The organism is Burkholderia sp. LMG 13014 (assembly GCF_905232215.1).
In the GTDB taxonomy this organism is placed as follows: Bacteria; Pseudomonadota; Gammaproteobacteria; order Burkholderiales; family Burkholderiaceae; genus Burkholderia.
Genome location: NZ_CAJNKE010000172.1, coordinates 1 through 10,998, shown reverse-complemented (window position 1 = coordinate 10,998; position 10,998 = coordinate 1). Strand labels below are relative to the sequence as shown.

Here is a 10,998-nt window from a genome sequence, read left to right as displayed (position 1 = left end):
GCAATGGGGCTCGAGCCGCTCGACGCCGGCCAGTGGCGCCTGACCGGCTACGCGCCGTCCACATCGCCGAGCGGCACGCCGTAATCCGCACATCGTCCGCACCACGGAGCAACTGATGAAACTCAATGTCGCGATAACGATGAACGTGCAGCGCGATGCAACGCAGTCGATCTGGTACAACGGCGCGAACCAGCACTGCGTTTACCTGTACATGCTGCTGAAGCAGTCGCCGCTGATCGGCGAGGTCTGGCTCACGCACGACAACGGCATCACCGAGTATCCGCAGGCGCTGATGATGGACGCGTTTGGCGACGCGCTGCGGCCGTTGTCGGCCGTCATCCACCAGACCGACCTGCTGATCGAGATGAATGCGTTCATCGATCCGACCCACACGGAGGTCGTGCGCCAGCGCGGCGGCAAGTGCGTGTCGTACCGCTTCGGCAACGACTACGTGATCGCGGTCGAGACGATCAACTTCGAGAAGAACGACTGGCGCCCGAACCCGCACCGCGTGCAGTTCGACGAGATCTGGACCAACCCGCAGCACATGCACACGTGCGCGGCCTACTTCCAGGCCGTCTATCGCGCGCCGGTGATCGAGCTGCCGCACATCTGGTCGCCGTATTTCATCGAGCGCAGCCTCGACGCCGATCCTGAACTGAAAGCGCGCTTCGGCTATCGCAACCACGGCCCCGCGAAGCGCATCGCGTTCTTCGAGCCGAACCTGAACGTCGTGAAGAGTTCGATCGTGCCGATGCTCGCCGCGAACGCGTGCTATGTCGAGCACCCCGAGCTCGTCGAACACGTGTACATGACCAACACGTTCGACAAGAAGGAAAACGTCGCCTTCAAGCATCTCGCGCTCGGGCTCGAAATGGTGCGCGACGGCAAGGCGACCGCCGACGTGCGTGCGCCGTTCGTCGCGTGGGCCGCGCATCACACTGACATCGTCGTGTCCCACCACTGGGAAAACGGCCTCAACTACCTGCTGTACGACGCGCTGTACGGCAACTACCCGCTCGTGCACAACTCGCCGTTCCTGCGCGACGTCGGCTACTACTATCCGGACTTCGAGATCTTCGATGCGGCACGTGCGATCGCGACCGCCGCGCAGACCCACGACGCGCGGCTCGACGACTACGCAGCGGCGGCCCGCCGCTGCCTGCACCAGGTCGACACGCTCGCCGAGCACAACGTCCACGCGTATTCCACGCAGATCCAGCGGCTGTTCGCCGGCCGCGCGCTCGGCTGACCGCCTTCGTCCACGCGACCGCCCGTGAATCTGGCCGTCCGCGATTTCGTCGTAATCGATTCGATTCGCTGTCGTTCGTCATCGACCGGCGCTGTGCAGTTCTGGCCGAGGCGCCGATCGAGACCGGCCGGCCGCCCATCCAGGGCGAACTCGACGCGATCCTGCGGATGATTGACGGCGCGACCACGCGGTCGACCACGCAATGGCGTGCGTGCTCGGCGGATTCGGGAGGGAGGGATCGATTGATTGGCCGGAAGTCCGGGCCGCTTTGCGCGGACGATGACGACGCGGACGGCGCCCATCGCGCCGTGCCAGCGCCCGTGACCGGCGTGAACAGACGCTAGACCAGTACCCGATCGCCGCTCTGCGCGGCGAACACACGGCCGTGCCGCCGCCCCGTCCGCGCAAGCACGGCGAAGCAATGTGCCGCCAGCCGGCTGGCGCCGCCGGATTGCCTGACGAGGCTGTCGGCGACGCCACGCGCGATCGCCGACTCTTCACCGCACGCACCTGCGATGACGCCCGCGTAATAGTGTCGCGCCGCCAGCTCGCGGCTGCCGGCGTTGAGCGGCTTCATTCGCTGAATACGACGCGCAATGGCCTTCAGGCCGTCGAGATACGGCGCGACGTCGATCGGCACGTCGGTCGATTCGGCGCCCAGTTGCCACAGCATGTCGGCCAGCTCGGCGATCGCGACGAGGTCGCGCGCACCGGCCGCCTGCGTGCCCGTTCCGCCTCCGGCCTTCGTCCCCGTCATGCCCACGCCCCTTTGCGATTCATTCCGGCGACACGCCGGTCATGCCCGACACCGGCGCGCATCATGCACGCCACCGCGCCTGTTCCCGCGCCGTCACGCGGCGGCCGGCGACCGCCATGAAAAACGGATGCCCTGCGCCCACGCGACGCCGGCATCCACGATGATCTGCCGGTCGACCTCGCTCTCCACGCCTTCTACGACGACGTGCCGCGCGCCTTCATGCGCGAACGCGATCAGCCTGCGGAACTGGTAGCGCCCGATCGCGTTGCGCTTGATCATCGACAGGATCGACCGGTCGAGCTTCACGATGTCGGGATTGCCGACCACCAGGTTGTTCAATGCACTGAAACCGACCCCGAAGTCGTCGATCGCGATACGGCATCCGGCCTGCCGGAAGCGGTTCACGAACGAACGGCCCGCGACGGGATTCAGCGGCCCCGTCTCCGTGATCTCGACCACCAGCCGCGCCGCGACCGACGGCTCGCGCTCGAGCCGCCTGAAGATGGCCAGCCACGCGTCGTCGACAACCGCGCTCGCCGCCGCCACATTGCAACCGAAGACGGCAGCCGGATCGGCACGCAGCGCGTCGATCGTCCGGCCGACCACGAGCCGGTCGAACCACCGCATCAGCCCGAGCGCCTCGAGGCGCGGCAGGAACGCGAGCGGCGGCAGCGCCTCGCGCTCGCCCCACCGCAATCGCGCCAGGCACTCCTGATACAGCACACCACCCGACAGGTCGGCGCGGCACACGGGCTCTTGCGCGAACCCGAGCCGGCTTTCCACGAAACTGCGTACCGACGCAAGGTCGGGATGATCGTCGGGCGCGCCGAAGACGAGATCGATTTCGTCACGATTCGCTTCCCGATTCGCCACCAGGCGAGCTTCGACCGCATTCATCCGGCGCTCCGGCAAATGGCGAGCCGCCGCGAGCGGCTCGACCTCAAGAAACATGCGGAGCAAGCCGATCATGACGCGCTCCGCCGCCTACCCGGCCCATCCTGTTATGTCGATCTTTTCCGGGAGCGTACTTTTCGCTTCGGCGCGCCGTCAAATTCGATATTTTCAACGATATTCAGTTACTGGAAATACACCATGCCCGCGCGATCCCGACTGTGCGACAGACCACACAAATGCGAATTACCAAACCTCGATCCCGATGTCGTTTATTTTTTCGATCTAAACAACCTTACCCGAATCGATTCTCCCGCAATTTGCATGCCTCGCAAATCAGGAAATTTTCAATTGATCCGATAAATACCGACCCGCAAAGTACCGCGCTCGCTCGCCGCCAGGCCCACCGCGACGGCCAGCCGCCCGGCCTGCCCTGCGCTGAAAATCGTCCGCCGCACGTCATTCGATCATCGCAGCATTCAATTTTCTCGTTTCAAACGAATTATTAAATTTCTAAACAGAATCGAGCAGCCATGAATCAATAATATCAATTTAAATCATATGATGATTATCGATCGAAACATTTTTAACAATCTTAAAGACTTGTTAACCTCTAAAATGATTTCTGACGGACTTCCCTCGGAGCCGTCAAATTCGTGCCTTCAAAAACCGTCGAACCGATCGGGTTCGGCGGTTTCTTTTTTAACGGCATTATTTCGTCAGACATGAGGGCGGGACAATCCCGATGGCGGGATTCGGCGCAACGGTATGCGCCGCGCGAAAAACCGGGCCTTATGCGGCCGATGCGCCGACCAGATTCGCGAGCAGCGCGTCGTATTCGGCGACGAGTGCCGGATTCGCCGACGTATAGCGGCCGAGGATCTCGCGCTGGCGCCGCGTGTACGCTTCCCAGTCGTCATCGTGCATGTGCAGCGCGCGCAGCAGCGCATCGGCGCCCTGCTGCACGTCGTTGTCCGGATAGTAGTAGCCGAGATCGGGCGCGAGGCTCGCGTTGTGCACGAGCGGATAGCCCTGCCAGCACACGTCGAAATAGAAATAGTTGAGCGGGTTCGACCACTGATGCGACACGACGATATCGGTCAGGTCGGCCAGGAACAGCGGCGTATCGAAGCGCCCGACGAAGCTCGCCTTGCCCGCGCGCACGATGTCCAGGTAGTTCATCAGCATCACGAACTCGGGGCTGTCGTGCGCGAGGCGGTCGGCGTTCGTCACGTGCGTGAAGCAGATCGCGTCGGGATCGCGACGATACGCTTCGTCGATGATCAGCATCGGATACACGCAGAACTTCACGACGTTGTGGTTCGGCTCCATCACCGTCAGCCGCTTGCCGGGCTCGCTGCGCGGCCGGTATTCGCCGCGCTCGGGCAGCGACTGCGCGCGCGCGCTCAGGAACATCGGATCCCACACGAACGGCACGACGCGCCCCGGGCAGCGGCGCAGCGACTGCAGGAACGGCAGCGACGACGGCGCGATCTGCGGAATCGCCCATACCTCGTCGTAGCCGCGGTTGATGAACAGCGAATCCCACAGCCGGCGGCCGAACAGCATCGATTCCATCGCGTTGATGTACTCGACGCCGCAGCAGTAGCTGACGAGCTTCGCGCCGCGCGCCTTCAGGTAAGCCGTCTGCTCGCCGTCGATCTGCCCGCCGAGCTCGATCACCACGTCGAGCGCATCCTTCACGTCGGCGAACGCACGCGTGTCGTACACGCTGCGATCCCACGGCAGCGCATCGGTGAGCGGCACATCGGTGGTGTTGACCAGCGTCACGCGGTAACCGTGCGGCGACGCCATCAGCAGCTTCGCGAGAAACAGCGCGTTCTGCTTGATGCCGTTGATCCACAGGCTTTCGTCAGGGGCACGCAGTCCGATCGTGATACCGATGCGCAGACCGTTCAGGACAGGGGACGTCATCGTCGGCGGGATGGAAGGATGGATGGGGATGGAATGGACGCAGTGTAGCGCGCGAAACGCCGACCGCGTCAAGCAGCGCACGCCGGCGGCAACCCGGCATTCTAGCGGAGCGCCGGCCGCACACTGTCAGGGATGGTCAGTGCGCGGCCGGCGCCTGCAAATCCGCGAGACGGTTGTGCGATACTCCGGCGACCGGCCGCGCTACCGGGTTGCCGGGCGGTATCGGCATCCAGGGCGGGCAGAAAACGACCTTGCAGCAACGCTGCTGAAACAATGGCTGACAGAATGGAACGCGACGTCGCGCAAGTCTTCCGGGCAATCCATCATGAACAGGGGCGGCACGCGCAGGAAAGCGTGCCGGGCCGCGATGCCGCGCGAAAACACGCCACGCCCGGCGCCCGCCGCCATCCGCTGCGCGGCCTTCGGAGCGCGCGATGATCGTCCTCAGCCATTTCTGTCACGACGCGCCCGCCAGCCTCGAAAATCACCGGCAGTACGCGCACGCGCACGGCTATCGCCACGCGTTCGTCGATGCCTCCGCGATGCCGCAGGCGCTGCCGTTGCGGCCGCTCTATCGTTACGAATCACTGCTCCACGTGCTGCGCGGCGCGCAGCCCGACGAACTCGTGCTGCTGCTCAGCGAAGACGCGGCGATCATCGAGCCCGTCGCGCTCGATCGCCTGATGAGTGGCCGCGACATGCTGTTCGTCGATGCGTTCGCGTCCCCGCTGCCGCAGGTCGACGTACAGATCTGGCGCAATACGGCGGCCGTTCGGGCGATCGTGATGCGGCTCGTGCAACGCTGCAGGCTCGGCGGCGAGCCGCGGCTGACCTCGGAAGCCGCGTTGTTCGCTGAGCTCGACACGCATCGCTACATGACGCCGATCGACGGGCTGTATCCGGTCATGCCGACCAGCCCCGATCTCGATCCGATGTGGAGCCGCGAACCGACGTTCGCGATCAGCATCGACGACACGCCGCACGATCCCGAACGCAAAGGCACGACGGCCCGTTTCCGCGACACGCTCGTCGCGTACGTCAATCGATGCCGCGCCGCCGGCCGGCCACTGTTCTCGTTCGATCACGACACCGCCGGCACGCCCGACGAAGCCGCCGAGCGCAGCACCTTCAATCCGGGCCGCCCGATCGCGTTGATGATGCTCTACACGCCGAACATCGGCAGCTATGCGCGCATCGCCGAACGGAATGTCCGGCGCTACTGCGACGCACACGGCTACACGCTCTACGTGCATCGCGACATTCCCGCCGAGATCGGCCTGAACGCGACCGGCAACTGGTTCAAGCCGTGGCTGCTGCATGCGTACCTGCAGCATCATGAATGGGTCGTGTGGATCGACGCCGACGTGCTGATCGCGGATCAGCAGCAAGCGCTGGAGCCGCTGCTCGAAGGGCGCGACTGGCTGCTCGCGCACGACATCGGCCAGTGGGCGTTCAACTCCGGGGTGATGGCGTTCCGGCGCACCGCGCGCAACGATGCGATGCTGCGCGACATGATGACGACGATCGCCGCGCTGCACGACCGGTCGAGCGTCTATGCGAGCGACGGCGACCAGGTGCAATTCATTCGCGCGATGGAGCGTGACGGGCAACTGGAAGGCGAAGGCGTGGCCGATCTCGTCCGCGTCAACACGCCCTGGCTGTTTCGTCGCGCGGACAGCTATATCGTGCATTACTACGGCATGTGGTCTGCGATGCGGGCGCTGATGATGGCGCACGACGACGGGCTGCTGCGCTAGCGCCCTCGCCTGGAGCGGCTGACGCCGACCGGATGTGGGTTCCCTACGGTTTGTGGCATGTCGGGAAAAGAGCGCGCAATGCAGTGCGATGGGGCCTCGAGCCGTTGATCGCGGCGCTTGCGTCGTCGTCCGGAATCGGGCGACGGCGCGCGATCGATGCCCGGTTGGGTGCCGGCGACGGCAAACCGACGTCGAATACGTGGATCCGCTACACGACTGCGATTCAATTCTCAAACCAGCCTTAACGGGAGATCAGCTTGGAACAGATCGGATATTCGTGGCCAACCTTCGATCAGCTCACTCAGCATCTGGTCAAGTCAATCAACCCGAACAGGATTCTGGACATCGGGGCCGGTGGCGGGAAATACGGGCGCTTGCTCAAAAAGGTCGTGCCGGATTGTCATTTGACGGCGCTGGAATGCGATGAGGAGACGCATCCCTTCCTGATCGAGAACGGCTACGACGACATCATCTCCGGGGTCAGCGACACGCTTTATGAACGATCCGGCGACTCGTACGATACGGTCATTCTGGGCGATGTCATTGAACACATGCGTCACTCGCACGGTCGCGATTTGCTGGAGTTCCTGAACTATCGATCGCGATACATCATCATCTCGACCCCCGAGTGCATGCCGATGAGCGGGGCGTCGTATTTCGAAAGCCACAACTCCGTATGGCGGCCCGATTCGTTCATGTGGCACGATTTCTGGGCGCATCAGCAATGCGGGATCATGCACTTCTATGTGCTCAGAGGGCACCTCGACTGGAACGCGAAGGGTCTCGATTCGCTGGTGAACTCCGCAAATTCGTCGAATCTGTTCAATACGCGCGCCAACAACGAACAGGAGGCCGCCAATGAAAAATTCCTCCAGCCCGTCAACCTGACGCTCCATGACTACCGGTACAAGGAAAAACTCGATGGCGACCAATATGCAATATTTCGCCCGATTTGATTGCGCGATCGCGATTCAATCCGGAATCCATGCGTCTTGCTTGCGCGACGAATGAAAAAGGCGCCACCCGGCGCCTTTTTCACGACTGACGAAACGCTCGCGGCGTCAGAAACCGGGCGCTCCCCCGTGAAAGCCCCCCATCGACCCATCCTCGATGCGCCGCGAGTGTGCCGTCATGCCCGCCTCACGTGCCGGCAAGCGGCCGGCACGCGCGAAGGTACCGTCAGATCGCCGCGATCGTCGGCGCGACCGCGGCCGGGTCGGTGACGCTGGCCTTGCCGGTCTCGACGTGCCCCGCGATGCGGCGCGTCCAGCCCGCGTTCCCCGCCACCACGAATTGCAGGTCGTACCAGTGGCTGCTGCACGACAGGTCCCAGTGCGCTTCGACGCGCTGCCCGGCAGGAACCGTCAGCGTGCGCGCTGCGCCGCCATATGCGACATCGGTCGCCGTGACCGTGAGCGTGCCGGTGCCCGCGTTGGCGATCGTCACGTACACGTCGCCGTTGGCGGTGTCGTAGCACGGCGTGATTTCAGGCTTCGCGCCGGCATCCGCGGCGGCCGATCCCGCAAAGCGCCGGAAATAGCCGTTCGGCCCCCACACGCTCACCAGGTAGTTGCCGTTCGCGTCGAGCGCCCACGTATCGGTCAGCTGCTTGCCCGCTTCGACCGTATAGCGGCGCGGCATCGCGGTCGGGTCGCCCGTATAGACCCAGAAGTGCGCGCCCTGCGTGCCGGTGTTCGCGAACGTCAGCGCGTAGCCCTTCGCCTGGAGCTGGCCCGTCACGTGCAGTTCGTACGGCAGCGCGCGCGCCGGCCGCGTGCCGGCCTCCTGTGCCGTCACGACCTGCTGCGCGGTGCTGGCCGGCGCGGTCTGCGACGACGCGCGCGAGCACTGCAAGTCCGCCTGCGCGACATACGCCTGCGTGCTCGGCAGGGTCGGCAGCGTGGCATCCGATTTCGAGAAGTCGAGCGCCGACGTCAGGTCGCCGCAAATCGCGCGACGCCACGGCGAGATATTCGTTTCCATCACGCCGAAGCGCTTCTCGATGAATTGCAGCACCGACGTGTGATCGAAGACCTGCGAGCAGACGAAGCCGCCCTTCGACCACGGCGACACCACGAACATCGGCACGCGCGGGCCGAGGCCGTACGGCAGGTTGTCGGCCGTGTACGTGCCCGTCTGCGTCGAGGTCACGACGTTGTGCCGCTCGAGCGACACATCCACGGTGCTCATGCCGGAGCCCGGCAGCGTCGGAGCCGACGGCGGCACGACGTGATCGAAGAAGCCGTCGTTCTCGTCGTACATGACGAGCAGGACGGTCTTGCTCCAGACGTCCGGATTCGACGTCAGCGCATCGAGAATCGTCGACAGGTAGTACGCGCCGTAGAGCGGCGTGAACTTCGGATGCTCCGAATACGCGGCGGGCGGCAGCAGCCACGATACCTGCGGCAGCGCGTTCGCCTGCACGTCGGCCTTCAGCTGCGTGATCGGGCGCGTGCTCATCCCGCGCGTCTGCAGCGACGAGCCGGCCGGCGCGTTCACGAAGTTGTTGAAGCACGCCAGCATGTTCGTGCCGTAGTTGCCGGTGAAGTTGTCGAACCCGGTGCCCTGCTGGTAGATCTGCCACGAGATGCCCGCTTTCTCGAGGCGCTCCGGGTAGGTCGTCCAGCTGAAGGGCGGCAACTGGATCTTGTCGAACTGGTTGTCGATGTAGTCGGTGTTGTCGAGCAGCGGGCCGCCGCCCGTGCCGAGCGGGTCGACCATGCCCGTCATCAGGTACATGCGGTTCGGGTGCGTGTTGCCCGGGATCGAGCAGAAGTAGTTGTCGCACACCGTAAACGCATCCGCGAGTGCGTAATGGAACGGGATGTCGTCGCGGACGTGGTAGCCCATCGTCATGTTCGACTTCTGCACCGCCCACTGGTCCGCGCGGCCATTGTCGATCGCGCCGTGCGTCGTCGCCCACGTATGCGGCAGGCCGCCGATGCACTGCGCGTTGACGCCCGGGTTGGTCGTGTCGTAGCGGAACGGCGCGATCACGCTCGTCTTGTCTTCCTGCCGCGGCTGGAACCACACCGGCTTGCCGTTCGGCAGCGTGACCGGGAAGCGGTCGTTGTAGCCGCGCACGCCGCTCAGGTGACCGAGGTAGTGGTCGAACGAACGGTTCTCCTGCATGAACACGACGATGTGTTGCACATCCTGGATCGTGCCCGTGACGGAATTCGGCTCGACCGCCAGCGCCTTGCGGATCGATTCAGGCAGCAGTGCGGTGGCGGCGGTCGCGCCGGCGAGGCCGGCGGAGAACTTCAGAAAGTCGCGTCGCGAATGGGTGGCCATGCTGGTTGCTCTTGATTGGATTTCTGGTGGAAACAGCCGGGATCAGGAAGCGGGCGAGGATGCAGGTGCGGTGAATCCGGGCGGGCAGTGCATCTGCGCGGTGGCGACCACGCCGCCGCCGCAGGCGGCCTTCTGCTGCGCGACGGGAGCGGCGGGTGCCGTCACGTCGTCGTTGCAGGCACCGAGGAGTGCTGTCAGCGCGATCAGACCAACGACCGCGAAAGGCCGTAGGGCCGAGTTTCGCATAACGTCTCTCCGTGGATGTGATGACGTGACACAGGCGCGGGTGCGCACCGGTCATATCGACGGCGAGATGCTAATTACCACGTGTTACACAATGGTGTCGTGTGGCGGCGAAGACCGGTGTGCACGCGGCAGACGCGCGTGATGCGATGGAATGTGTGGCGCTGCGGATCATCAGCGCCAGCGTGTGCGTAATTCAATCGAAAGCTTCGCACTGCTGCGGCTTGTCGTGGGGGGCAATGCGGCGCTGTCGCAACCGCGCGCCTGCGATGCATCGCGAGGCGGTTTGAGCGGGCCGGCAGCCGCTGCAGCCGGCCCGCTCACAGCGAAACAGGCGACGCTCAGCCTTCCGCCATCATCAGCAACTGCGCGCCATCCGACACCTGGTCGCCGACGCCGTACAGCACTTCCGCGACGACGCCCGCGCTCGGTGCGCCGATCGTGTGCTCCATCTTCATCGCTTCCATCACGATCAACGGCGTGCCTGCTTCGACCTTCTGGCCAGGCTCGACCAGCACCGCGATCACCTTGCCGGGCATCGGCGCAGTCAGGCGGCCACCGCCCTGCTCCGCATCACCCGCATGCGCAAGCACGTTGCGCCATTCGAACGTCTCGGCCGTGCCCTGCGTGAACACGTGGAAGTTGTCGCCGTCCGCATACACGCGGCCGCTGCTGCGCACGCCGCCGAGCGTCACGTCGAAATCGAGCGGCGTGGCGCCACGCGTCCACGCGAACGGTTGCGCGGCGGCGTCGCCGGTCGCGAGGCGCGCAACCGCGCCGTCGTCCTCGTACGTGACCGTCACGTCCGCTTCGCGCTCGGCCGCATGCCATTCCAGCGTGCGGCGATAGCCGCCGTTCAGTCGCCAGTC

Annotated in this window: 10 protein-coding genes; 4 read left to right on the top strand and 6 right to left on the bottom strand. The window is 64.7% G+C overall.

Annotated features, from left to right (window positions below; genetic code table 11):
- Window positions 1-115 precede the first annotated feature (115 nt).
- Window positions 116-1,252 (top strand): DUF2827 family protein, encoded by a 1,137-nt coding sequence (locus tag JYJ84_RS18165; RefSeq protein ID WP_175223003.1) that lies wholly within the window; start codon window positions 116-118, stop codon window positions 1,250-1,252.
- A gap of 340 nt (window positions 1,253-1,592) precedes the next feature.
- On the opposite strand, the gene JYJ84_RS18160 is transcribed toward JYJ84_RS18165, so the two are convergent.
- The 3 genes from JYJ84_RS18160 to JYJ84_RS18150 form a co-directional block, all read right to left on the bottom strand.
- A complete protein-coding gene (locus JYJ84_RS18160; protein WP_175223002.1) occupies window positions 1,593-2,009 on the bottom strand; it encodes a hypothetical protein in 417 nt (138 codons plus the stop codon).
- 93 nt (window positions 2,010-2,102) lie between these two features.
- Window positions 2,103-2,906, bottom strand: coding sequence for an EAL domain-containing protein (locus JYJ84_RS18155; RefSeq protein WP_175223011.1), 804 nt, complete (start codon window positions 2,904-2,906; stop codon window positions 2,103-2,105).
- 786 nt (window positions 2,907-3,692) lie between these two features.
- Window positions 3,693-4,835 carry a DUF2827 domain-containing protein gene (locus tag JYJ84_RS18150; RefSeq protein ID WP_175223001.1) on the bottom strand — a complete coding sequence of 381 codons (1,143 nt, stop codon included), beginning with the start codon at window positions 4,833-4,835 and terminating at the stop codon, window positions 3,693-3,695.
- Between the two features lie 285 nt (window positions 4,836-5,120).
- Between JYJ84_RS18150 and JYJ84_RS18145 the strand changes: the two genes are divergently transcribed.
- The 3 genes from JYJ84_RS18145 to JYJ84_RS18135 all read left to right on the top strand — a co-directional run bounded on the left by JYJ84_RS18145 (window position 5,121) and on the right by JYJ84_RS18135 (window position 7,548).
- The gene (locus JYJ84_RS18145; RefSeq protein WP_175223000.1) at window positions 5,121-5,273 is read left to right on the top strand and encodes a hypothetical protein; all 153 of its coding nucleotides are present in this window, start codon (window positions 5,121-5,123) and stop codon (window positions 5,271-5,273) included.
- A complete protein-coding gene (locus tag JYJ84_RS18140; RefSeq protein ID WP_174962938.1) occupies window positions 5,270-6,592 on the top strand; it encodes a galactosyl transferase GMA12/MNN10 domain protein in 1,323 nt (440 codons plus the stop codon). The genes JYJ84_RS18145 and JYJ84_RS18140 overlap by 4 nt, the downstream gene beginning before the upstream one ends.
- A 257-nt stretch (window positions 6,593-6,849) precedes the next feature.
- The gene (locus JYJ84_RS18135) at window positions 6,850-7,548 is read left to right on the top strand and encodes a class I SAM-dependent methyltransferase (protein ID WP_174962936.1); all 699 of its coding nucleotides are present in this window, start codon (window positions 6,850-6,852) and stop codon (window positions 7,546-7,548) included.
- Between the two features lie 223 nt (window positions 7,549-7,771).
- On the opposite strand, the gene JYJ84_RS18130 is transcribed toward JYJ84_RS18135, so the two are convergent.
- From JYJ84_RS18130 to JYJ84_RS18120, 3 genes are all read right to left on the bottom strand, one after another.
- Window positions 7,772-9,886, bottom strand: coding sequence for a phosphocholine-specific phospholipase C (locus tag JYJ84_RS18130; RefSeq protein ID WP_175222999.1), 2,115 nt, complete (start codon window positions 9,884-9,886; stop codon window positions 7,772-7,774).
- A 42-nt stretch (window positions 9,887-9,928) separates the two neighbouring features.
- The gene (locus JYJ84_RS18125; RefSeq protein ID WP_043180709.1) at window positions 9,929-10,132 is read right to left on the bottom strand and encodes a hypothetical protein; all 204 of its coding nucleotides are present in this window, start codon (window positions 10,130-10,132) and stop codon (window positions 9,929-9,931) included.
- A 338-nt stretch (window positions 10,133-10,470) separates the two neighbouring features.
- Window positions 10,471-10,998: biotin/lipoyl-containing protein (locus tag JYJ84_RS18120; protein ID WP_307872118.1), on the bottom strand; the 528-nt coding region annotated here is incomplete at its 5' end.